Genomic DNA, 22015 nt, shown 5'->3' with positions numbered 1-22015 from the left:
AAAAAATTGTCATAAAGGTAAATGGTTTTTCCTGAGGCAAACAAAAAGGTCCGTCCAAATGGACGAACTGTGAGAATAAAGTTTATTTTAATTTTTAGGGACTAGAAAATAAAAAACTCGATGTGTCGTTCCTACTTTGGCGAGCTGGAACACATCGAGCAAAAATAAACATTAGTTTATAATTTCAATATATCAAAATGGCTTAGAAATACAAATCAGATAATTTATATTTACTCATAACACACTGCTGTCACTTTGTAATTGATAAGTCCCAATCCGATCTAATTGTGTCACAAGATTTGTTTTAGGATTGTAGCTGACATTATAGACAAAACGTGTGGTGGCATCTGCCGAGTCCTTGAGGTGGCTTTTAACAAAGACAATCACCTTTCCCTTCACTTCTGTGGCGCTAGCTGAGGTGGGTAGGAAATCCATGTGATCATAGGTCATTACCACACCTGTCTGTGTAATCATTTTATCGGGATCAGCCTTGAAATCTAAACTATTTTTGACGACATCCTGAGTGACATAAGGTGTCATCTGTTTGGCTTTGGCATCAAATTCCTTTTGCGAGGCAATTGTCCAATCTAGGGTAAACAGTTTATCAAGCAAGTTTGAGGCAGCCGACACATTAGGTTGCTTTGAATCTAGTACCGTATCGACTTTTGATTTTTTGTTGATGAGTTTGCTTTGTTGTACCGCAAGTTCATTTGAGGCACTTTGATGCGTTTTAACTGCGACTTGAATAGCTAACCAAAAGCCCAGTCCAGCAACCACCACCAACACCGGAATAGCCCACAATAAGGCTATTTTTTTATTAACTTTTGACATGGTCATTTCCTTCCTGAGGTATCTTTTACAGCACCAGTTTGTAGTTCAGTGATTTTGCCATTTTCAATGTGCATCAATAGTGTTGTACTGGTTTCTTCTTTGCCTAATTTATATTTAACCGTTCCAAATCCTAGACCTGAACCATCGGCTGCTTTGGAATAGACAATATCATTACTTTCTAAATGAAAAGTTGGCACCCCTTCATCCACATCACCGCCAAACGTTGCCCCTAGAAAAGCTGACACCACTTTATCAGTCGCTACGCTGCTTTTAGCATCTGATTTATTTAACTTTGGTAGGATGGCAAACATTTCTTTGAGGAAAGTATTGCCAATTTTTTGAATGTTTTGGGTATCTCGAATATCAGCGGTTTGAACCTTATCAAGTTGTTTAGCCTGGCCAACGTACTGACTTGTCTTAGCTTTTGTTGCTTTGATTTCTTGATGCACGATATTAACACTCTTGACCGTGCGTTGATAGCTAAGTCCTTGCTGGACTAAAAACAGGCAAGCAAGCGTTAACACAAACGCGTAAACCCATTTTAAATTGAACTTTGTCATGGTTATTCTCCTGCAACCACTTTGGCAATGGTTTTGTTGTTGGTTGAACTGGTACTGTCAATCACTTGATTACCTTTTAAGGCAATCACTGTTGGCACTTGTGTCACACCATACTTGGCTAAGTAAGTTTGTGCATCAGATTTTTTAACATTGACGACAACATAATCAATGGAGTTTTGATGCGCCTTGATGCCCTTTTTAATCGTGCTACGCGCTTGCTTACAGTCAGGGCAACCAGGCTTATGAAAGATTATGACTGTCTTCTTCTGGCTTTTGCTGTCTAGTTGGTCAATTTTGTCTGCGAAGTTTTTGGTATCTGGATAACCATTCACCTCTGTGTTGTAGTAATAAGTTCCACCAATTGCAGTCAATATCGCAATGACGGCTAAAGAAAATACTGCTATGCCCCATTTTTTCAAATTACTCATGTTTAAATACTCCTATTTATCCTTTTTACCCGTACTAGAATCAAATGGCCCACTAGGAATAACAACGTTAGTGCCTGCCTTTGCAGGTAACTTGAGATAAAGACCAGGGGATTTTAGTCCTTTACTTTCGGGCGCCCAATTGTATTGATCTTTTGTCTGCACAGCGAAGTGAACGTGAATACCTGTTGCTTCACCAGTTTGCCCTTCGTGACTGATGTGTTGACCAGCAGAGACTTTATCACCTGTATTGACGACAATGGCTGACTGTGTAGGCGCATGACCATAATAAGTGAACACACCATCAGTGCCTTTAATGACAACCCAATTACCACCCACACTATCAAAACTTTTAGCTACAACCACACCATCATGGACAGCATAGACATTACTTTCACCACCAGTCATGGTGTGGTTGACAGTTTGAAAATCAACACCATAATGTTCTGCACCTGTTAGACCTGCATAGTTAGGATAGCCTCCTGTTATGTTGTACTTTCCTTTAACTGGTAAGCCATCTGTGTTGGTATCCAAACCTGTGTCACATGAAGCATCAGACATAGCGCTTGAATTGGCATCGTCTGAGGTATCGCTTGAACCAGAATCATTGTTGCCCCCATCAAAGACATCAATATCCCCTGGGTAATCAAGCTTGAACACCTTTTTGACTTCTTCGGCAGTTTTTGCGGTGTCGGCGACTTTTCGTTGTGGATCATTTTCTCCGACCCCTTCAAACTTTGTATCCCAAGCCACCATTGAACTATTAATGTTGTTAGCAGCCGCTAAACCAATCAGAGTTGCTTTATGGCTACTATGCAATTCATTGATTGCCAATTGAACTTGTGCTTGAACGGTATCGGCAGTATCACCAAACCGATCGCCGTTGATGCCACCAGCACCCCACTGCCAGATGCCTTTCACTGAGCCAGCAGGATTAACCGCTTTTGGATTGAAGCCACTTTCTCTTAGACCAATCGCAATCGCAGCAGCGATGTTGTCCCCTGACATTTTAATTTCTTTATGAAAGCGATCAATCGCATGTTGAATATATTTATGTGTCCCAGAATTGGGATCCTTCCAATCACCGCCAAAGGCCGAGCCACCATCATCAATAGTGGTGTCGTCATTCCAACAATTGGCGTTTTGGGTAGAAAATACCATCATACACATTAAGGCAATGACCGAGAGTGACAAAATGGCTGTGGTAATGATGCCGATGATGACATACAAGCGGCGCTTTTTATCTTGCATCCAACGTTCTAACATGAGCTAACCTCCGATTAAAAGGCTGAGGCCTTTGAGAATAAAAACAAAAACAAAACCACCAATGATATACCAAATAATTTTATTGTCCACTGGCTGAGGTTTTTGGCCGTTATCATAGTTTTCAACGATTTGTTGCGCCTCCTGCTTCATCTTTTCGCGATTATCACGCGCCTTTTTGAATGGATGTGGTAATTTCATCTTAGAGTCCTCCACCAAATAAATTAATTTCTGAGTCATTGAGATCAACGTGCATGAACGTAGCTTGCTTACCCACCAAATTCATTAAGAAGTCACCTTGATCTAATCCTTGTAGGGCTTGCAATTGACCATCAGTGATATTAGTTTCACTCACCACACTACGTAAACGGGTGGTATCTGTTTTTGAAAGCCGACCAATGGTTTGCTTTGGGAATCGGCCAAAGAATGAAGATGCGGCACGGCTAGCCTCAGTATCTGAGGCATTGCCCGTTGGGACAACGTTTTTGAGTCCTGGGAAGATAGCAAACATACCGAAGAAATCTTTACCATGTTGTGCCATCATATTGTCACCGAAGGTAATGCCTAATGAGTGTTTAGCGTTGAAAATATCATCCGCCTCATCCTGTATCCACCAGAAGTATTTTGGTGGATTACCATTGTTGTTGGCTTGAGTGGAGACCTCACCACGTTTAATGCGTTCACGTTGTTGTGTGCCATTAATCGTGATGTAGCTTTCCATCAAAGACAAAATAGTAAAGTATTGCGCGTTGTATAGATCATCCTCTAATCTTGAAAGACCACTAGTATCAAAGCGAATCAAACGCTCACCAGACAAATCAGGCATGGTAGTCACACCATTCACCATGTCACCGTGGTTTTGAATTAGGCTGCTAATCGTTGATAAGATATTATCCAAACGTTCTACGGCAGGTTGTGTCATGTTGCGCGTCAGCATGTTTCTGGTTTCTAGGAAAGTTTGAAAATCTTCGAGAATTGGATAGTCTTCATTTCGTAGCCCAATCACGCGTAGATCTTGTGGGTTATCTTTTGGACTCAATGACCACATACGCCGTTCAACATAGAAGTCGGTGATCAAGTTCCCTAACATTTCCAATTCTTTCTTGTCGGCTTGTGGATTAAGTGTCGCGTAATAAGTAATCACCTTTGTTCGGTGTTGGTTGAAGCTAGCAATGACATCAACATTGCCATTAGCGTCTAAGACAGTGCCAAATACTTGCATCAAATTAATGATGTTTTGACTGCCATCAAGTGTCAAAGTGACACCGTAATAATAATTGACGAGATCACGCCATTCATTAGACTTATCAAATACCCAAACTGTATCACCCCGAGAAACTAATGGCCCCAAGTTCTTTTTGGCAAACGAGCTTTTACCTGAGCGCTCACCACCCACAACTAGGTTATAAGCGGTTAATTGCGTACGATGGTCATTGTAGCTGGGATCATACATAACCTCACCACGTTGCATTGTTAAGCCCATGTATGAACCGCGAGGATGAGCAATGAAGGTTTGGTTAAAGGCATAAGAACCAGCCAAAGCATAGGCTTTCATTGGGAAACCTTTGTCTTTAATGGTTTGATTTTCTATGCTCATGGCGGGCATAAAGAACTGTTGAAAGTGCGTTAACTGCTCAGAAGGATAAACTTTCATGCGATAGTTAGAAAGCTGTTGTTGAATTTCTTTAACACGACGACGTAATTCTTCTGGCGAGACATCACTCACTAATAGACGGACATAAACACGTTTGTAAATTTCACGACCATTGCGCGCATCATTCAAATCTTGGAGTGTAATATCAGCATCTTGTTCGGCTTCCAACGCGTCACCTTGTGAGGTCACCTCACTGCGGGCCTTACTACGCAACGTGTTAGTGGCTGTTTCCAGTGCTTTTTGCACCTCAAACTTGTTTTCAGTCCCAATTTTGATGTCTACAATTGTATTTTTATGATTGATTAACTCTTTAAACCAACCTTGTAATTGTTCATTTTTGGGATAGTCATAGACGTTGATAATGGCACTGCTTGCCATACCATCATCAAAGTAAGTAGTATGAAATTCAATGCCACCAGGGTTTTGAACTTCCTCAATGAGTTCTAAATTATAGCCGCGTGCTTTCAATGCGGAACGTTTCGCGGTATTTAAACTTGTGCGCATGCTTATTTCTCCTCCAGTTCTAAGGTTTCCCCAGGATTATTGATTTGGTACATGACCATCTTTTTGCGACTAATTGAGACTGGCTCAGGTGTAAACGCCATGCCTGCGTGTGCCATAAAGTCACGACGGTTTTTATCTAAGGCGGCTAGTGTTTTGCCATAGATCACAGTGGTGTATTCTTGATGCTTAATATCACCGACCACATTCTTTTCAATGTTAATTTCTTGCAAAATAGTTTGGCGCATCATCAGCAATTGTTGGTAGTGTCGATCATCTAGATCACCACTATTTAATTGGTTTTCCACTCTGACTAACTCTTGTCCCCATGAAGCTTGCTGGATACGTGTGTCAGCGGGTAGTTGACTCACAAAAATATCAAAGTCTTCCACGTAAACTGATAGCAACTGATGAAAGTCAGCGATAATGGCGTTAGAACTCTTATCACCCTCTGCATTTAGGAAATCCAAATCTTTTCCAGGTAGATTCAGCATGTCAGCGTACGTATCATCTGCCAATAAAATTGGATGCCCCTTTTTATTCAAAATATCTTTATAAGGTAAAGCAAAGTAGATTGGAATTGGTTTGCGGTTGTCTAATGCTTGTTTGACAACGGTTAAACCCCGCCCCTTTTGAGTTTGTTTAGCTTTTATTCCCATTAGTTTTCCTCTCGTTTCTTGTTTTCAGTAATCGCAGTTAGATCACCTGTGGCGTGCTTGCTAGATTTTAAGATGCCACGTAGAATTTCTTGATACATGAGACCCATTGGATTGCTTGGACTAGGTAAAATCAAAAAGCCAGCTAGCAGCGCATTACTGATAATCAGGATTAGTCCATACCTGCCAATGTTGTAAGGATAGAAAGACTTAATCATCAAATAAGTAATACCAAAGACAATGACTAAGACAAAGATTCGTTCCATTGTGAAAAATAGCCACCGAGACACTTTCTTCCAAATGTTGCGCCCAGGGGTAAAGTGTTCATACATATAATTTCTCCTTTAACACGTTATTTTTGCCTGGATTGAAGTTCAATCTGTGGTCAGTGTACAAGGTATCCAAAGAATGTCATAAAGGTAAATGGTTTTTCCTGAGGCGAAGAAAAAGCCCCCTGGATGAACAGGAGGCAATGATTTGAATGTTATCCTTTTGTGTATCCAATCTATATACTCAATTGATATATGTGTATATGTTCCTCTTATAACACAAACATACTTATACCTATATTTAAAGTCTAATGTATTGATATATATCTTATACGTATGATATAATGTATATGTAAACGAGTTTTACATGCCTGGATTGATGGTTTCATCGTTATTTCGTTTTGACAGATAAAATAACTAAGGAGCTTCATCATGAGTAAAACAATTACATTTTCAGCATCTAAAGGTGGCGTTGGTAAAACAACGATGACATTCAACTTCGCTAGTTTTTTGATTCGACAAGGCTACAAGGTCTTGTTAATTGATTCAGATTATCAAGGTAACTTGTCCTCTACCTATGAAAGCTATACTAATAAAAATACGCTATATGACGTCTTTACAGGCGGTTTAGCACAAATTAGACAAATTACCCCACAATTAGGTTTATTGCCTGCTAGTCCTCATTTAGACGAATTAGAAGGTACATTACAATCAAAGAACAATAAAAACTTTTTGATGATGATGTGGCTTCAAGATCACCTTGAAGAAATCAAAGATTATGACTATATTCTAATTGACACCCATCCAGAGTTTGGGACCCTCACTAAGAATATGATTGCCGTTTCTGATTATGTTGTGGTGCCACTAGAACCCTCAGAGTATGGTTTTATTCAATCAAAACAACAATTTGACCTACGGATGAAAGAGTTCCGTGATGATGCAGTAGATATTAGAACACGCGAATCACTGATTGAAGCAAAAGTTTTGTACCTTGCTAATCGTGTGAAGCACAATACCCGTTCAAGTCATGAGTTTGGCCAGATTATTGATCAAATTGACAACCTTGTGGCTGTCTTAAATGAGCGTGAAGTGTTTAATAGTTCAACCATGCTTAAAACCCCAGTGTTTGATTTAGACCAGGCCGAGCGCAACCCTAAAACCTTGCAGCAAATTAATGAGGCTTATCAAAAGCTATTAGAAAGTGTGAAATAATGGATTACGATAAAAAAGACCCACGTATGTTTGATGAAGCCAGCGCTCAAAAACAAATGGCAGATGCCTTTAGTCGAGACGAACCACAATCAGAAGTATCGTTAGGTGATGGATTCAAGCTCCCTTCCTCCAATCATAGTAGTCGTAAAGTACAAACGACTTACACCATTCGCCCTGAGATAAAACAAGGCATTGAGAAGTTAGCCACCAAACAAGGACTCCGCTCATCAAGTGCCTTTGTAGATTTAGTGCTTGAGCAAGTATTAAACCAATCAAAATAATTTAGGACAAACTAAAAGCCATGATTACTTAAATCATGGCTTTTTAGCTATTTCTTTATATCGTCAGGATTAACACCTGGATATTGTTTATTGAACTCTTTCACAGTATTAAAGTAATTTGATGGGATACCTTTATCTTGTATTTCTTTAGCCCAATTATCCAAAGGATACATCATTTGAGTATCACTATTTTCAATGGTTGTAGATGTACCAAAACTTTCTTTTACACCATCCTTATGGCGATCACTCAAAGTCATTGACATATAGGAATTAGCCCATTTTTGAAAATCTCCTTTTGTCCATGTTGTAAAATACTCTTTGCCGTTTACTTCTAGGACGTGACCACTCGTTTGAGCAGCCTTTTTAGCGTAAGCTTTTTCATTGTTCTTATCTTGAACGGAGGTTGAGGCAGATGATGCCTTGGCACTTGACACGTAACTCGATGATTGTGCCTCAGGACTGTTTTGTTTTTGCTGGTGCAACATGGCCAACAAAATAGCAATGACAATGATCCCAATAACCACAATGGTGATCCAGATTTTATTTTGCTTTATTTTCTCCATCGGTATACTCCCTAAAATCAACTACTGTTAATTTTACCGTATTAGCCTACAAATTAAAAGTTTCACTTGTCATCTTTACTTGATACCTTTTGTTGATTCTGTATTTTCGCTTTTTGTTTTGCAATAACACTCTCAGCCCAAGCACGATCCTTTTCCTTTTGTTGCGCTGGTGTCAGTGGTTGCGTTGCCTTTTTTTGACCAGGCAATGTACCGCTCAAACGTGGTGTGTTTGGACGTGACATAGTTGCTGGGGTTGCACCGATACCCTTAGGTTGAACAACTGTCCCACCACTAACAATTGGCTTAGTGGTAGTGTTAGCGCTAGTTTTGTTTGAATGAGTTCCAGTAGGTAAGCCACGGTGTGCATCTGACATAGCGTGACTCATGTTAGATTGAGACTGGCCACCTGTATCCTTTGGATGAGCATTAGGTGAATCTGTGGCTGCCTTTGAAAGTGCTTCATGCACATTACGTGGTTGAGAAGAAGATGGTGTATTACCATTGTTTGATTTTGGTGTCACAGGTGAATGACGTTTGTTAAAGGCTTCAACGGCTTGTTGTCCTCCTGCAAAGTTGTCGGCGACACCACCAGCATAATCTTTGACATTGCCAACGGCTTTATTCACGCCACCTTTAACTTTATCACCAGCCGCACGACCAGTGTTTTTCAATAAACTACCTGGATGTTTCATTGCTCCGACTGTACGTCCTGCTACCTCAGCCGCCTTTGCCGCCTTCCCTGTGGCTTGAGCAGTGGGATCAACACCAGTATCATTTAAGCTATGATCAGTCAGTGCTTTATTATTATCTAAGCCTTGATTGCCACCCGAGTTGGCAATCTTCTTACCTAGTTCACGATTCTTCTTTTTTTGTTCTGGGGAAATCGCATTGAGACCCTTGCCAATGTTTTTCTTGGCCACACGAGTAGCCCCACCCAACATGTGAGCAGCTTGGTTAGCCATCATCATCGAAGCAACAGGATTATGACCTGAGCGAACACCAGTCCATTGTTCAATCATTTCAAAGCCACCTGCGACCCCTTTACCACCAGCTAACAGAGCGGCAATCGACAAAATTGTAAATGGCCACATATCTAGACCTAACCCATTAATGGTGTTAAAGGCAAATTCTACCCAGGCAAAGAAGAAAATTAGTGAGATTGGCATCATGACGATACCTGTGATTTGTCCCTCAATCATGCCTACCACTTGTTGGACACGTTTACCTTGTGTGCCATCTCTTAAGCCAAAGTACACAATTGAGCCTGCCATGAATGCCATTTTATAGACTGAGGACAAAAGTCGAACAATGGCCCCAGCAACGACAATGATGAAAACAATTTCGCCGGCAATAATGCCTAACCAGTTTGTTTTCATCACAGGATAATCATCCGCAAATGTTTTACCCAGGACAAGCGAATCACCAGTAATATCGACCATATTGCCATTTCCACCAATTTTCTTGGTGAACACAGACTTTTGTGCATCACTTAGACCATCGGTGTAACCAGCATCACTCATGACTGAGTGGAAATCTGGGCCTTCAATTTGATCATTAGTTAAAACATGTTGGTTCTTATATTTTGATAAGTCAAAATTATTTTTTGCTAATTCCTTTAGATTTGTAGAATTACCCTGCCATAATTGTGTAACAATGTTCTTGTCTTTTGTGCCGGATGTATCACTGACCGTGGCTGTTCCAATGCCGCTCATCAAACCAATCATCCAGGGTAGAGCGGTAATAACGGCGACTGTAATTGTAATACCTTTAGGCCATTCTCTCCCTTTGCGCCCAGATGTGGCGGTGTATTGAATCCATTGTACCATCATCATGATGCCAAATATGACAAAGCCCAGGTACAGGAAGTCTTTGAGAATATTACCTAAATTCCAATTTTGATAAACATCACTATTAGGCTGGAAAAAGATATTCATAAAGTCCAATAACTTGAATGATGATTGATAGGCTGTGAAGACCGCGTTAGCAATGTAATAGAAAATCAATGCAATGCTGTGCATGAATAACATGATCAACGTTAAGAATATATGTGGCAATGGTGATAGGTATTGCGACCATTGGTTGTAAAAATCGGCTGTTGGGCCATTATTAGGTAATGTTGGGAACGTATCTGCTAACGTATTGATTCCCGAAAATAGATTTATCATTCGACATCTCCTTGAATTGTCGCAGCGTTGAGCTGCTTATAAATTTCCCACATGTATGCGGGTTCGTTGTTTAGTAATCTTAGAACTTTACCGTTGTTGTTGTTGCCAGAAAGTGTCAAATATTTGCCACGATTTAAGTAAGCAACGGCACTGTTTTGTTCTTCTGTTTTATTTGAGCGCGGTATCCTCATTTTGATGGATTTCTCCACAATTTGACGTAGCACAACATTATCTAGTTGTTCTTCGGTCATAAACGGCTCATCAGGGTTAAAGTCATGTTTCCACTGCAAGTAGCGTTCCTCATCAGAGAGTTCTTGTTGTGTTTGCACTGTGGTTGTTTCGATACCTTGATGCGCTTTGGCCAAAATGGTGTTGATTTCATCATCAGCTAACGTATTGAGTTGACGATTATCAATTTGTTTGCCACCTGCGCCCTCTTCCTCAATTTCTAGTTGAACTTGTTGATCTAGCTCATCAAAGTAAGGCACAAAGTCATGATAGAGGTCATCATATTTCAAATCGTTATGCTGCGCTTTGATATTCAAATCAGCCGTATAGTAATCAAGTGAGTATTGCTTACCTAGTAACTCATAAGCAAACGGCATTCGGTAAGCACCCGTAGAGAAAATTGGCAAAGGTCTAACTGATCTTCCCTTCTTATCCGCACGTTTGATCGTACGGATGGTAATCATCTCACGCGGACTCAATTCGCTAATTTCTTTGGCATCCAACAGCCGAACCTTGCTAACTTGTGCATGACGGTTACCACGATCTTGACGATCTAACCCAATCTGTGAATTGACTGATTCTGTTTGCACTTCCACCTCACCTAATTGCTTAGATAGTGCTTCATTTGTTTGCTCATCATTTGTTAAGATGTGGAACCAGTTACCTGTGTTACCATTAATGTCATTGGTTTCCATTTCAGAATAATGCAACCGTGGCTGTGTCAAGGTTTGAATATATAAATCAACCAAATGCCCGTAGGTCAAGCCACGCGTTAGAATATTGGCGAAACCTGGAATACGTGGGAACATAGAAAACTCATTGAGCTTATAAAGTATCCAACTGTCCATTTTCCTGCGGGTAATCGTTGATGCAATATCCGTGTTGACTGAGAAGACTTGTGAGATAAACAAGCTGGCCAAAGCAGAAAAATCGTCGTTAGATTGTGGTGTGATGATGAAGACTGCCATTGGATTTTCTGAGTAACGCAAGGTGACCCCTGGTGTCTCAGTTGTGCCTTGCGGTTTAATCTGATCGACCAGGCATTGGATGACAGGCTGCTTAGAGAACAAGTCACGCTTAATCTTGCCATTGAGCAATTTTCGTTGTACAATCTTACCAGTCAACGTAAACTTTTGTTTACGCATCGCAATTGAATTGCCGTCATTATCGAGTGACAACTCAATTTGCCATGAGACGGGTAAATGGTTATGAATCGGATAAGTTAGCGTGCCTGATTGGGACACAGTTAGCTTGTCCTTTTCTATTGCATGCTTTTTACCTGATTCATAAACATGAATGCTCACATGAACGCCTTTATAGCGGTCAGAGAACTTAATCTTTAGCATTCTTGGAAACCCTAAGTCGGTCAAATTGATAGTGTTAAAGGTTGTCAGACGTGTAATTGACTCTGAGGCAAACAAATTTAAACGATTCATCACTGAGAAAGAAATTGACGATTTGGTATCGCCTGTTGCGGATAGATACTCAGCCGCGTTTAGAATAATCATATTGCGTGCTGGTGTTCGCGGCAGTTTACCAATATTAGTAATGTACTTAGTTAAGCCATCACCTTCCTTATCCGTAAACTTGTTCATATCATTGATGAATTGCAGGACGTTTGAGATGGTCACCATTGATTTGTCCTGGTGACGGACTGCAATATCTAGCACCGTGAGCATCACTGCTTGGATGGTGCTTTCAGCGGCACTATCCCAAATATCTTTGTGGCTACTTTCTTCACCACTTGAGCCACCAATAACCTGTACGACCTTACGTAATTCCGTATTGGCACTGTCCCAATCACCATCAAAGGCATAATCAATCGCTATTTCAAGTGGATTCCAGGACTCAGACTCACTTGGCTCCATGATGTTGAGTAGTTTGACGTCATAGCCCGCTGTGCGTAACGACTTGTAACTCATTTTGGCATCTTCGTTTTTGGCATCAGTGTCAATAATGTTCCATTTGATTTCAGCGCGACGGATAATGTCAATCAACGTATAACCACGCATTTGGTCTTTTGAAGAACGTGTCATCCCAGTGGTCTTTGAATGAGTGTTACTGGTATCCACCCAGTAAAACCCATCAAACCCACCTTGAACGTTAAGCTGCTTTTCAAATAGCTTTGGCAAACGTTCCAGTAAAACGGGACGTATTTTTTTGTACACCCCGCTAAATTCTAGTGAATTCATACCTAGTGGCCGCTTAAACCATTGCCACGCCCACAGGAACGGATGAATCATAAAGAATTCGAAGGTGTATCCTTGTGTGTGCAACACTGGTTGTCCTGGGCGACCCTTAAAATTCTTATTGCGATCAGGAATCAATTTATAAACCTTATCCACCTCACGTACTTCCGCAAAACGGTTAGTATTACGCGTTTGGTCTCTAAACAATTGATACCAGTCATAGATGCGCTGGAAGACATATTTTTTGAGTAGGAGTAACAAGCAAAGGATTAGTACCACGCTTGTCACTAAAGTTAATCGCGACAGAATAGTGAAGATATTGAGTGGATTGAGCACAGTGGCTGTCATGTTCATGACATCGTTGAATTCAGGCCATTGAGCAACACCACTTTGCATATAGAACTTGAAGGCTTGAATATATGGGCCAACTACCCTTATCAACAAGTCAACAATAATCGTGACGTAAAGCGATATGAATATCACTCCAATAGTTGCTATAATGCCATACAACCACAAGAACCAGGGACGACCACGCCAACGAATGTAACTCTCGCGCATAAATTGTCTTTCAGCGCGGTAATCTTTTTTAAATAGCTTCATTGTCTGTTGCCTCCTTAACTGTGGAAACCACAACTTGCCATTCACCATAAGGGCTTGTTAAGGATGGTGGATTACCAATGGCTCTAAAGATGAAAGTATCAAAGTCCTGCCCTAATCCTTGTCGCTTTTGAATAATTGCGGCAGACACTGGATCACTCACATACGTAGCAATCGTGTCATCAATTGGTCTGACACCACGCGATGGTTTATAACCAACGTCTGCGATGTAGTTGGCAATTGGTGAGCTGACCTCCTGTGTGTCATTCAGATATTCAAAGCCCAGGTCAAACGATGGGATATAGCGCGCCACCTCTTGTGTGTCAAAAACAATATTGAAGCCGCTCTCTTGTGCTTTTTGATTGAGACGTGACAACTTCAATTCAACAATTCGCACCATATCCGCCATCTTTAAGACATCAAAGACAATAATGGCACCAATTCTAGCGATAAACTCAGGACGGTAACCATCGCTTTGCAAGGCAATTTCGAGTTGTTCTTCAAAGTTGGCTTGACGCTTTTTGTCTTCTTTAACAGAATCTGATTTGGCATCACGATTCATCACTGCTGTGGCCCCTGAGTTAGTTGTCATGACAATGATTAAGTCTTTAAAATTAATGACAAGACCATATTCATCACTCAAACGACCATCATCTAAGACCTGCAAAAGTAAGTCCATCACTTCTGGATCAGCCTTTTCAATTTCATCCAACAACAATACGGCATAAGGTGTGTGCCTGACTCTAGTTGTGAGTTGATCTTTAAACCGTTCTAGGCTAGTCCCTGCAAACTTAAACTCAGACATATCAAAGCGAATAAAGTTTTGAGCGTTACCAAATAGATTTAGCGCTAGTTGTTTAGCAGTCTCAGTCTTACCAACACCAGTTGGCCCCATAAAGAGAAATGACTCAGGTTTTGAGGTGTCAGCCAGTCCTGCCTCACGGTTAGTCAGCTTCATCGCAACTTTTTCCAAAGCTGTGTCTTGACCAATCACCTGGCTTTTTAGTCTTGGTAACAAGTTCAATAATCGTTCATCAGTCGTCTGATTAATGACATATTCAGGGACATGATAGTCATCATGGATAATCGTAGCTACGTCTTGATTTGACAGTGTTGGTCGATTATCTAGGCGTGCGACACTTAACGCACCATCTAGCAACATAATTGCCTTTTCAGGAAAGTAACGGTCAGTGATATAGCGTTGTGATAGTGCCATAATTCTGTCTTGTACCATTTCTGGCACTTCAATACCGTTATTTAGTTGTAAGGCAACTTTAGATAAAACATGTTTCGTTTGTTCAAAGCTTAGTTCTGGCACTTCAATCAAATCAAATCGCCGCATCAGTGCGCCATCACGCGCCACATATTCGTGAAATTCTTTCGTAGTCGTTGCCCCAATAATTTGGAGATCATCACGACTCAGGGCTGGCTTAATAATATTACCCGCATCCAATGAACTGCCTGACGTTTCAGCACCAGTCCCAACAATTTGATGAATTTCATCAATAAAGGCAATCACATTGTCTTTATTGGCAATCAATTCATCAATGATGGCTTGAAATTTATGCGCAAATGACTCACCATCACTGCTTTTCATCAAGTTGGCCAAACTTATTTGAATCAGATGTTTTCCCTGTAAACTAGCCACCTTTGTATCAATTAATTGTCTGGCTAGGTCTTCTACAATGGCTGTTTTACCAACACCTGGTAACCCAACTAATAAAGGCGCATTTTGAATTTGTTTCATCAGTGAGACCATGATACGACGCGTAATACTTTCCCGTTCATAAGCATGATATTTGTCTGGTTCAAGCATGACTTTAGCACTGATGTCTGTTGTATAGCGGTCAAGGTAAGGTGTGGGATTATTTTGTTTTAATTCAATCATTCATTTCCTCCCTGGTCAGTAACGGGATCACCATAATTCGTCTTGCTTTCTGGAACTTGCTTTGCAGCATCATGTTCTCTGGCTAATTCTTCTAATTCGCTTGTACTCGCCTCAATGTGATCAACTGCTTTTTGACGATCAGCGAGTAAACTTGTGTAGACATCTGTGCTTTTGGCATCATCTAATTGATGATTCAATTGGCCAAGTTCTGGCACTTCATCAGCGGCAATAAAATCACCTTCGGGATCATAGATTGACATCACTTGTAATTTCTTGCCAACTTGTTGTAATACCGCCACCATTTCAATACCTAGAATTGGATCGCCTGCTGGGAATAATTCATGGTAGCGCCTGGTTTCAATTGTCAAAGCAATTGCACCTGGTTGCCCCTTTTCCTGGAAGGATAAAATATTAACTTCAGCAGACTTTGTAATGCTTGTGATAAAACCTGTAACTTCTTGAATGTTTTCTTGTGACATGTGTTTGCTCCTTTTACATGTGTCGTGTACTTGTTTGATTAATGGCCTGATAGTTTTGTTCGACAACCGCTAACTTATCAGGCTTAAGCAATTTTGTTGTTTTTGGTTGGCGTACTTCACCGTTGCTCAAGTTATCCGAGAGATACTGCGTCACATCGGTACTTGCTTTGAGTGCCTGACTAATGATTTTGCCAGTGTTTTGACCCTCTAGCGCTTTTAAATTCTTTGACCAACCCGCAATATAATCAACACTTTTCTCACCTGGCTCAATGCCTAAGTTTTTAGTAATCACATAGCTTGATAACTCTGCTTGTGTCTCTTTAATCGCTGTGGGCCAATTGTTTTGGCTTTGCAGTGAATGAAGCTGTGCATGCGCTATTTCGTGTGCTAAGGTGTGAATTTTATCAGTTGGGGTTAGATCACTGCGCAACAGGATATATTTTTCATCCTTATTGGTTTTTGATTGAACAAAGGCGCCTTTTGCTTGTCCTTGCCAGGTCATTGGCCGCTTGGCAATTTGTTCGTCTACACCTTGGTCAATGACGGGCACTTTAAGCTTGTCGGCGAACTTCAATAATGTTTTATAGGCCGCATCCAAATGTTTTGGACTTTTATCAGTGGCTAAGTCAATTGGACGATTGGGTAACATGCTTGGCAATTGCGCAGCAGTGGCGTTTGTTTGGCGAACATCAAACACGGTTTCGACTGGATAATGTTTCACACTGCGGACTTCCAATTGGTTGTTATTGGCTAATTGCTTTTGTTCAGGTGTCGCATCAGACCAACGTATTTTTTCGCCATTTTCAGCAATGATTGTTTTTAAGTTGGTTGGGGCACCAAATATCTTGATACCCTTCTCACCTTTATTGACTTGGATACCATCCGCTGACCATTGTTTATAGCCTTTTAACAAGGTGGCTTTTGGGTTTTGTAGTTGAATCAACATTGAATTACGAGCCGAATAATTTAAGCCAGTAGCGGTAAAATCAAGGAGCTTTTTAAGCTCAGCAGGATCTTGTTGGTACTTTGCTACCTTCCCCATTGCCTCTTGAATAATTTGCTTATTTTTTAAAGCATTTTCCTTACGACGATCAGCTTTAGAACGACGTTTATCTGTTTGCTTATTTAACTTTATGTCTGAGACTTCCTTAACAGGTTGAATGGTGCTCATTTTGACATCCACATAATCAGGCGTTTGTGTCTCTTGTACGGCTAACTTTTCTAAGGCATCTAAGCGATTAGCATTATCCGTCATACTCATGACACGACGGCCTGTAACACCTGCTTTTAATTGTTCGTTCCAATCTTTGCCTTGTAAGGGAATATGACGCTCTGCTTCAATCGCTTCACCAGTAATTGGATTTTTAAAACTAAAACGATCAAAGTAATCAGCGGCTTTAAACCCTGCGACATCGTTATCAAAGGCCACAATGATTCTATTGAATTTAGCTTGCTTAGCAGCAACCGCATCATTCAAATATTGCAAACCACGCTTAGCATCAGTGCCAGACACTGACAACAGTGTGGCGTTATTTTTCACCATGTCTTGGTGATTTTGTTGGGCGTAACTTAACAGGTCAATTGGACTTTCAAATAAAATCAATGTTTTGTCGCCTGATCCAAATGAGAGGTTATAACCCGTTGAGGTATCACTGCCAGCAAATATTTTTTTGGAAGTGCCACGTTTTTTGTAATGTTCAAAGTCTTGTTCAGTACCCTGACGATCAGCGCCAACAATTTTGCCATTCACATCCTTCCAGGGAAAGATGACGGGGTTTTGATGCAGCTTGTCACCTTCACGGTAGCGACTACCTTGTACCACTGCGCCACTTTTCAATAAATTGTCAACAAACAGCGGATTGAGTTTTCGTTGATTAACTAAGTAATCTTTGGCGACATTTGTTTCTTGGGTTTTGAAGACCTTGTCATAATCAAACTTGTAACGCGGGGTGTTGTCCTCATAAAGTTTAGAGACATCAATGTTTTCACCTTTAACAAAGCGTGCGTAAGCGAGTTGATTTTTAATCGCGGTACCTTTACTGTCAACATCTGATTTGCCTAATTCATAGTAGTGAATGAAATCAACCAAATCACCTTTAACGCCAGTCGAGTTCCATACAAAGCGGTTTAATTTTGTTCTAACGACTAAACTGTCGTGATCAACCATACGCAACTCAGTTGGGGTATCCGTTGTGTATGGAATACCTTTCCAATCACAATAGCCACGAATTGGTAGTAGTTTGAGTTGCGCACGCTCTTCCTTACTGATCGCCATGGGCTTGTCCTCCAACTTGTTTGTCAATTGGTAAGTGATTCAATTCGGCAAATGCCTGGTCAATCTCATCTGTTTCTAAATTCATTTTCGCCAGCAATGACCGTCCTAATTCAGCGACAAGGGCATCATTAAGTTGTTTGATGTCTTTTTTGATGGCACGCTTTTCGTCTTGGATTGCCTTTGCTTGTAAATCAAGTTCATCCAAACGTGTTTGCTTTTCTTTAATTTGTTGGTCGATTGTTTTTTTAGCCATTTTGTAGCTCCCTTTTGTTTAATATAAGGTCAATATACCAACCTTTTAAATAAGCTCATAAAAGTAAATGGTTTTTCCTGAGGCTAAACAAACCACCCCCAGTCCCCCTAATCATTAACTTGACAGGCGTGGTTAATACCACACCAGTAAAGTTAATTGGGGGTTCAAAAAAGCCATCACATTCAAACGATTTTCAAACCGTTTAAATGTGATGGCTTTCCTTCCTGCTGGCTGTTATGCACCATCTATTCTTGCTTTTGTGACTACCAAAACTTTAACAAGCCAAACAAATCTAAGGACTAAAGTCCAAAGATTTGGGCTAAATTTGCAAGGCCAAGCACTACGTGTCGCTACGCGAGCTTTGCAAACCCGCCCTGGCTTGTTTTAGTTTGTCCGTTCACAACGCAATAAGAATAAATTGGTCACAAAACAGGCCAACAGGAGGACAAAATAATGTCTAATATCACAGTCACAAATTCAGGTTTTCAACTGAGAGATGTCAGTGTAGACTTTACTGCTAAATCAGCGGTTGAAGTCGGTAATTACCTCAAACATCAAATTGGGCGTCAATTGCAAGAACGGTTGATTGTCATGAGCTTAAATTCTCAATTGGACGTTATCGCCTCAGACACGATTGCCATAGGACAAATTTCCAGTATTGTTGTATCTCCTAGGGAAGTGTTTCAAATAGCGCTCTTAAATAACGCCAGTAGTATCATTCTTGCGCATAATCACCCCAGTGGTCATTTAGTTCCCTCACAAGAAGATATTGCCTTAACACAAAAGCTAAGAGAAGTTGGGCAATTATTACAAGTACCAGTTAATGACCATTTTATTGTTAGCACAGATGATTATTACTCATTTGCAGAAAATCAGTTTAAATAATCAGGAAGGATATAAAAATGAATATCAAAATTATTAGAATGGAAACCTACTTACAAAATCCTGCAATGGTACTCATTCCTAGCGGTGCTATTCAAGCCGTAGAACTTGTTTATGAAGCTAAAAGCTATGATGAAGATGACTTGACGGCTAATGTTTGGTCAGGGCTGGAAGATGAGCTATCCGAGCTAGGACTTTATTATCCCTTCAACAACAATTGGGTACATCATCAACATCTAAATGATAAATACGATAGATTAGCAATTGGCTACGTCGCAGACAACAACATCACGGTCACAAACGAAAGCCTAGTAAATCATATTCACGGTAGTATTGATGGTGACGAAAGACCCGATTGGATGTAAAGGAGACATTATGGCATGGTATAGCCCTCATCAAGGTTTGACAACCGACTATATGATGATTGAACAAAATATTGCCAGACCAGAAGAATTATTAAGTTGGCGTGATTGTGAGTCAACCTTCAAACCAATTCACATGCAAGCGTACCGTAATGACTACAAGGACGGTGATTATGACTATTTTTTCTCACTGCGTTTTGCAAAATATCCATTATCCAATCTTGTTTTTAATAAAGATGTTACGGAACTAGTATGTGGCAACCCAAAAGCCAGTGCAGCAACCATTCGTAAAAAGTTATTTAAAATTATGAACGACTGGTGGCTACACAACCCAGACTATCATTCACCAAAATCAGACAAGGAGCAACAAAATGACAGAAACTAACCCATTTGAAATTGTAAATAAGCTAATCACTAGCAATGGTGTGATGATTGCAACTCTCAAAAATGGTGATGAAATAACCGTGGCTAGTAATGGTCTAGCCAGACATAACGGGACTTACTTCAAAGATTATGGAGACATTCTAGCGAGTGTTTCAATTGATACAATTCTTGACGCTATTGTTCAGTCAATATCTCAATAAAAAAGCCATGACTATTTTTTAGTCATAGCCCTTCCCCCAGTCCCCCTGATCATTAACTTGACAGGCGTGGTTGATACCACACCAGTAAAGTTAATTGGGGGTTCAAAAGGCTCACTTCCGTTCGCATCGCACCAAATTGTTCTGTTTGCTCTGTGCCGTTTTCACAATCGCATGATAAAGAGTCTGTAAGGCGCAAGCGCCAAACAGTCTCTACAAAGAAACACAAGGACGTGGCAAGTTGCTGCGCAATCCTTGTGTTTCTTTGGTTATCATGCCAATTGTTACCCGTCACGACGCAACCAGCTCAATTGGAGCGATTGCCAACAGGAAAAAGTTTTGGAAAGGTTTATTTCTTATGGAAGTTTATTATCAACTTATTCGCAATAGCGGTCATACCGTTCGTTATGCCTCAACCGATAAGCAAGTTGTTCTCACGCATGGCTACCCGATTTATTTACAAATCTATGGCGCTAATCGTTCAACAGATTACATCTTGAAAGACACGTTTGCCTTTTTAGCCACCCAATACGGCAACAATATTAAATTAGTCAATGTTGATGAACTGGAGAAAAAATAATGACAAAGCAATTCTATGATGATTTTAGCAAATTACCAATCGCCAAAATGGCACAATCAATCGCTGATATGACTTATTTGTTCAATGAGACCAAAGTGCCAACTAGTCACTATAAAGCGCAATTAAGTAAAGGCTTTGAAGAAATGGTTGAAGCTAGCGTTAGTGTTTCATTAGTCAACACCATTTTCAACACTTTGCAAGCTTTGCAAAAAGAAAGTCCCAAGTTGTTTTATCAAGCTATGTTGTGTCTTGATACCAAAGTAAAGCCTAGCAGTATTACCCCTAGTCAATATCAAGCAATGGAATTTACTTGGTCACAATTTGAATTGGACAAAAAGAAAAATATCCTTGATAAGGACTTTATCCAAATATTCAATCAAGTTGAAGAAAACGGACTAACCTATTACACACAAAACCAACAGGAGACTAATGACAATGAATGATGAAGTTATTGAAAATATAGCCATACGTTACTTTTCATGGTCTGATGAATTCCCTATGGGCGGGAGTGAAATTCACGTCAGTGAGTCCACTAGCAATGACTCGGGTGAAATAGATTTATCAGATGATGAAGCACTGCTATTAAGTGCATTTATCATGCAAGAATTAGCTGAGGGTAAACACGTTACCCTAAGAACCACCATTTAAGGAGAATAATATGGCAATCGTCAACGTTAAATATATGGAAACATTGGTTAGAACAGTGGCAGTTAATGTCCCTGATACACTCACAGATGAACAGAAACTGACACAAGCTGTTGCAATTGGTAAACGTCACTATTTTGATGAAAAAGTGATTTTAGGAGCAGATGATTTAGATTTACGTGAAATCAGTGCGGAGTACAAACAAGAGACAACGGACTACGAGGAATTTTAATCACAGATAGGAGTGTGTGCTTATGGGTGTATTCGTTTTTAAACTTCTCATGCTAATTGCCATGCTGGTCTATATTTTATATTACCTAGTCGGTGTGATTATGATTGCGCGTGAAGATGATGAGCGGTAAAAATTTTTTGCCGTGTTCCCCAGACCCGCAAGCGGGATCAAACACGCTACGCTTGTCCTGCCAAGCTCTTGGGTGCCACTTCGCTTTGAGTCAAACATTGTGCCACAACCAGTGACTTGTAAGCCGTGGTGGTGATACCACAGCAACAAGCACTAGCACAGAATACAAGGGCTTCGTAAATTCGCTACGCTCACCCTTGTATTCTGCGCTGCTTGTGTCCCCATGTTCTTCGTCAAAACGAAATAACACACCAATCACAGGCAGGGCCGACAGGAAATGGTTTCTGCCTGGTGCGTACATACTCAAGGAGAACT

The 22015-nt window shown here is 40.5% G+C and carries 26 protein-coding genes; 10 read left to right on the top strand and 16 right to left on the bottom strand.

What is annotated here, in order from left to right; all coding sequences use genetic code 11:
* Positions 1 to 234: 234 nt before the first annotated feature.
* From GJV51_07685 to GJV51_07650, 8 genes are read right to left on the bottom strand one after another with little or no spacing between them, the layout of a single operon-like run.
* Positions 235 to 831, bottom strand: coding sequence for a hypothetical protein (locus tag GJV51_07685; GenBank protein QGM25859.1), 597 nt, complete (start codon positions 829 to 831; stop codon positions 235 to 237).
* A gap of 2 nt (positions 832 to 833) precedes the next feature.
* Positions 834 to 1391: a hypothetical protein gene (locus GJV51_07680; GenBank protein ID QGM25858.1), complete on the bottom strand. Its 558-nt coding sequence runs from the start codon at positions 1389 to 1391 to the stop codon at positions 834 to 836.
* 2 nt (positions 1392 to 1393) lie between these two features.
* Positions 1394 to 1819, bottom strand: coding sequence for a thioredoxin fold domain-containing protein (locus GJV51_07675; protein QGM25857.1), 426 nt, complete (start codon positions 1817 to 1819; stop codon positions 1394 to 1396).
* A gap of 12 nt (positions 1820 to 1831) precedes the next feature.
* A complete protein-coding gene (locus tag GJV51_07670; GenBank protein QGM25856.1) occupies positions 1832 to 3082 on the bottom strand; it encodes a peptidoglycan DD-metalloendopeptidase family protein in 1251 nt (416 codons plus the stop codon).
* Positions 3083 to 3085: 3 nt separating this feature from the next.
* Positions 3086 to 3280: a hypothetical protein gene (locus tag GJV51_07665; GenBank protein ID QGM25855.1), complete on the bottom strand. Its 195-nt coding sequence runs from the start codon at positions 3278 to 3280 to the stop codon at positions 3086 to 3088.
* A 1-nt stretch (position 3281) separates the two neighbouring features.
* Positions 3282 to 5237 carry a type IV secretion system protein VirB4 gene (locus tag GJV51_07660; GenBank protein ID QGM25854.1) on the bottom strand — a complete coding sequence of 652 codons (1956 nt, stop codon included), beginning with the start codon at positions 5235 to 5237 and terminating at the stop codon, positions 3282 to 3284.
* Between the two features lie 2 nt (positions 5238 to 5239).
* Positions 5240 to 5893: a hypothetical protein gene (locus GJV51_07655; protein QGM25853.1), complete on the bottom strand. Its 654-nt coding sequence runs from the start codon at positions 5891 to 5893 to the stop codon at positions 5240 to 5242.
* Positions 5893 to 6222: a hypothetical protein gene (locus GJV51_07650; GenBank protein ID QGM25852.1), complete on the bottom strand. Its 330-nt coding sequence runs from the start codon at positions 6220 to 6222 to the stop codon at positions 5893 to 5895. The genes GJV51_07655 and GJV51_07650 overlap by 1 nt, the downstream gene beginning before the upstream one ends.
* Before the next feature lie 369 nt (positions 6223 to 6591).
* Here GJV51_07650 and GJV51_07645 point away from each other — a divergent pair, with 369 nt between their 5' ends.
* Positions 6592 to 7371, top strand: a complete 780-nt coding sequence (locus GJV51_07645; GenBank protein QGM25851.1) for an AAA family ATPase — start codon at positions 6592 to 6594, stop codon at positions 7369 to 7371.
* Positions 7371 to 7652: a hypothetical protein gene (locus tag GJV51_07640; GenBank protein ID QGM25850.1), complete on the top strand. Its 282-nt coding sequence runs from the start codon at positions 7371 to 7373 to the stop codon at positions 7650 to 7652. The genes GJV51_07645 and GJV51_07640 overlap by 1 nt, the downstream gene beginning before the upstream one ends.
* 47 nt (positions 7653 to 7699) lie before the next feature.
* Here GJV51_07640 and GJV51_07635 read toward each other — a convergent pair whose 3' ends face one another.
* The 7 genes from GJV51_07635 to GJV51_07605 form a co-directional block, all read right to left on the bottom strand.
* Positions 7700 to 8215 carry a hypothetical protein gene (locus tag GJV51_07635; protein QGM25849.1) on the bottom strand — a complete coding sequence of 172 codons (516 nt, stop codon included), beginning with the start codon at positions 8213 to 8215 and terminating at the stop codon, positions 7700 to 7702.
* Between the two features lie 62 nt (positions 8216 to 8277).
* Positions 8278 to 10380 carry a hypothetical protein gene (locus tag GJV51_07630; GenBank protein ID QGM25848.1) on the bottom strand — a complete coding sequence of 701 codons (2103 nt, stop codon included), beginning with the start codon at positions 10378 to 10380 and terminating at the stop codon, positions 8278 to 8280.
* Positions 10377 to 13397, bottom strand: coding sequence for a TraM recognition domain-containing protein (locus tag GJV51_07625; protein ID QGM25847.1), 3021 nt, complete (start codon positions 13395 to 13397; stop codon positions 10377 to 10379). Before GJV51_07625 ends, GJV51_07630 begins: the two co-directional genes overlap by 4 nt.
* Positions 13384 to 15282 (bottom strand): AAA domain-containing protein, encoded by a 1899-nt coding sequence (locus GJV51_07620; protein ID QGM25846.1) that lies wholly within the window; start codon positions 15280 to 15282, stop codon positions 13384 to 13386. Before GJV51_07620 ends, GJV51_07625 begins: the two co-directional genes overlap by 14 nt.
* Positions 15279 to 15761, bottom strand: coding sequence for a hypothetical protein (locus GJV51_07615; protein QGM25845.1), 483 nt, complete (start codon positions 15759 to 15761; stop codon positions 15279 to 15281). Before GJV51_07615 ends, GJV51_07620 begins: the two co-directional genes overlap by 4 nt.
* Before the next feature lie 13 nt (positions 15762 to 15774).
* Positions 15775 to 18036: a toprim domain-containing protein gene (locus GJV51_07610; GenBank protein QGM25844.1), complete on the bottom strand. Its 2262-nt coding sequence runs from the start codon at positions 18034 to 18036 to the stop codon at positions 15775 to 15777.
* Positions 18023 to 18289 carry a hypothetical protein gene (locus tag GJV51_07605; GenBank protein QGM25843.1) on the bottom strand — a complete coding sequence of 89 codons (267 nt, stop codon included), beginning with the start codon at positions 18287 to 18289 and terminating at the stop codon, positions 18023 to 18025. The genes GJV51_07610 and GJV51_07605 overlap by 14 nt, the downstream gene beginning before the upstream one ends.
* A 453-nt stretch (positions 18290 to 18742) precedes the next feature.
* Here GJV51_07605 and GJV51_07600 point away from each other — a divergent pair, with 453 nt between their 5' ends.
* The 8 genes from GJV51_07600 to GJV51_07565 all read left to right on the top strand — a co-directional run bounded on the left by GJV51_07600 (position 18743) and on the right by GJV51_07565 (position 21571).
* Positions 18743 to 19174: a hypothetical protein gene (locus GJV51_07600; protein QGM25842.1), complete on the top strand. Its 432-nt coding sequence runs from the start codon at positions 18743 to 18745 to the stop codon at positions 19172 to 19174.
* A gap of 17 nt (positions 19175 to 19191) precedes the next feature.
* Positions 19192 to 19536, top strand: a complete 345-nt coding sequence (locus GJV51_07595; GenBank protein ID QGM25841.1) for a hypothetical protein — start codon at positions 19192 to 19194, stop codon at positions 19534 to 19536.
* A gap of 10 nt (positions 19537 to 19546) precedes the next feature.
* A complete protein-coding gene (locus GJV51_07590; GenBank protein ID QGM25840.1) occupies positions 19547 to 19918 on the top strand; it encodes a hypothetical protein in 372 nt (123 codons plus the stop codon).
* On the top strand, positions 19905 to 20117 hold the full coding sequence (locus GJV51_07585; protein QGM25839.1) for a hypothetical protein: 213 nt from the start codon (positions 19905 to 19907) through the stop codon (positions 20115 to 20117). Before GJV51_07590 ends, GJV51_07585 begins: the two co-directional genes overlap by 14 nt.
* A gap of 355 nt (positions 20118 to 20472) precedes the next feature.
* Positions 20473 to 20694 (top strand): hypothetical protein, encoded by a 222-nt coding sequence (locus GJV51_07580; protein ID QGM26121.1) that lies wholly within the window; start codon positions 20473 to 20475, stop codon positions 20692 to 20694.
* The gene (locus tag GJV51_07575) at positions 20694 to 21137 is read left to right on the top strand and encodes a hypothetical protein (protein QGM25838.1); all 444 of its coding nucleotides are present in this window, start codon (positions 20694 to 20696) and stop codon (positions 21135 to 21137) included. Before GJV51_07580 ends, GJV51_07575 begins: the two co-directional genes overlap by 1 nt.
* Positions 21130 to 21342, top strand: coding sequence for a hypothetical protein (locus tag GJV51_07570; protein ID QGM26120.1), 213 nt, complete (start codon positions 21130 to 21132; stop codon positions 21340 to 21342). Before GJV51_07575 ends, GJV51_07570 begins: the two co-directional genes overlap by 8 nt.
* A 10-nt stretch (positions 21343 to 21352) precedes the next feature.
* Entirely contained in the window at positions 21353 to 21571 is a 219-nt protein-coding gene (locus GJV51_07565) for a hypothetical protein (protein ID QGM25837.1), read from the top strand.
* 220 nt (positions 21572 to 21791) lie between these two features.
* On the opposite strand, the gene GJV51_07560 is transcribed toward GJV51_07565, so the two are convergent.
* Positions 21792 to 22001, bottom strand: coding sequence for a hypothetical protein (locus GJV51_07560; GenBank protein ID QGM25836.1), 210 nt, complete (start codon positions 21999 to 22001; stop codon positions 21792 to 21794).
* Positions 22002 to 22015 lie beyond the last annotated feature (14 nt).

The sequence above is a fragment of the Leuconostoc mesenteroides subsp. mesenteroides genome (assembly GCA_009676745.1).
In the GTDB taxonomy this organism is placed as follows: domain Bacteria; phylum Bacillota; class Bacilli; order Lactobacillales; family Lactobacillaceae; genus Leuconostoc; species Leuconostoc koreense.
Note: the sequence above shows the minus strand (reverse complement) of the source record. Positions and strands in the feature narration are given on the sequence as shown.

Bases quoted from the DNA above. Each gene is read 5' to 3' on its own strand.
- GJV51_07665 (QGM25855.1), bottom strand. From the start codon at position 3,280: ATGAAATTACCACATCCATTCAAAAAGGCGCGTGATAATCGCGAAAAG.
- GJV51_07570 (QGM26120.1), top strand. From the start codon at position 21,130: ATGAATGATGAAGTTATTGAAAATATAGCCATACGTTACTTTTCATGG.
- GJV51_07670 (QGM25856.1), bottom strand. From the start codon at position 3,082: ATGTTAGAACGTTGGATGCAAGATAAAAAGCGCCGCTTGTATGTCATC.
- GJV51_07620 (QGM25846.1), bottom strand. From the start codon at position 15,282: ATGATTGAATTAAAACAAAATAATCCCACACCTTACCTTGACCGCTAT.
- GJV51_07590 (QGM25840.1), top strand. From the start codon at position 19,547: ATGGCATGGTATAGCCCTCATCAAGGTTTGACAACCGACTATATGATG.
- GJV51_07660 (QGM25854.1), bottom strand. From the start codon at position 5,237: ATGCGCACAAGTTTAAATACCGCGAAACGTTCCGCATTGAAAGCACGC.
- GJV51_07610 (QGM25844.1), bottom strand. From the start codon at position 18,036: ATGGCGATCAGTAAGGAAGAGCGTGCGCAACTCAAACTACTACCAATT.
- GJV51_07585 (QGM25839.1), top strand. From the start codon at position 19,905: ATGACAGAAACTAACCCATTTGAAATTGTAAATAAGCTAATCACTAGC.
- GJV51_07630 (QGM25848.1), bottom strand. From the start codon at position 10,380: ATGATAAATCTATTTTCGGGAATCAATACGTTAGCAGATACGTTCCCA.
- GJV51_07645 (QGM25851.1), top strand. From the start codon at position 6,592: ATGAGTAAAACAATTACATTTTCAGCATCTAAAGGTGGCGTTGGTAAA.
- GJV51_07615 (QGM25845.1), bottom strand. From the start codon at position 15,761: ATGTCACAAGAAAACATTCAAGAAGTTACAGGTTTTATCACAAGCATT.
- GJV51_07565 (QGM25837.1), top strand. From the start codon at position 21,353: ATGGCAATCGTCAACGTTAAATATATGGAAACATTGGTTAGAACAGTG.
- GJV51_07595 (QGM25841.1), top strand. From the start codon at position 19,192: ATGAATATCAAAATTATTAGAATGGAAACCTACTTACAAAATCCTGCA.
- GJV51_07560 (QGM25836.1), bottom strand. From the start codon at position 22,001: ATGTACGCACCAGGCAGAAACCATTTCCTGTCGGCCCTGCCTGTGATT.
- GJV51_07655 (QGM25853.1), bottom strand. From the start codon at position 5,893: ATGGGAATAAAAGCTAAACAAACTCAAAAGGGGCGGGGTTTAACCGTT.
- GJV51_07625 (QGM25847.1), bottom strand. From the start codon at position 13,397: ATGAAGCTATTTAAAAAAGATTACCGCGCTGAAAGACAATTTATGCGC.
- GJV51_07605 (QGM25843.1), bottom strand. From the start codon at position 18,289: ATGGCTAAAAAAACAATCGACCAACAAATTAAAGAAAAGCAAACACGT.
- GJV51_07675 (QGM25857.1), bottom strand. From the start codon at position 1,819: ATGAGTAATTTGAAAAAATGGGGCATAGCAGTATTTTCTTTAGCCGTC.
- GJV51_07640 (QGM25850.1), top strand. From the start codon at position 7,371: ATGGATTACGATAAAAAAGACCCACGTATGTTTGATGAAGCCAGCGCT.
- GJV51_07575 (QGM25838.1), top strand. From the start codon at position 20,694: ATGACAAAGCAATTCTATGATGATTTTAGCAAATTACCAATCGCCAAA.
- GJV51_07580 (QGM26121.1), top strand. From the start codon at position 20,473: ATGGAAGTTTATTATCAACTTATTCGCAATAGCGGTCATACCGTTCGT.
- GJV51_07680 (QGM25858.1), bottom strand. From the start codon at position 1,391: ATGACAAAGTTCAATTTAAAATGGGTTTACGCGTTTGTGTTAACGCTT.
- GJV51_07600 (QGM25842.1), top strand. From the start codon at position 18,743: ATGTCTAATATCACAGTCACAAATTCAGGTTTTCAACTGAGAGATGTC.
- GJV51_07685 (QGM25859.1), bottom strand. From the start codon at position 831: ATGTCAAAAGTTAATAAAAAAATAGCCTTATTGTGGGCTATTCCGGTG.
- GJV51_07650 (QGM25852.1), bottom strand. From the start codon at position 6,222: ATGTATGAACACTTTACCCCTGGGCGCAACATTTGGAAGAAAGTGTCT.
- GJV51_07635 (QGM25849.1), bottom strand. From the start codon at position 8,215: ATGGAGAAAATAAAGCAAAATAAAATCTGGATCACCATTGTGGTTATT.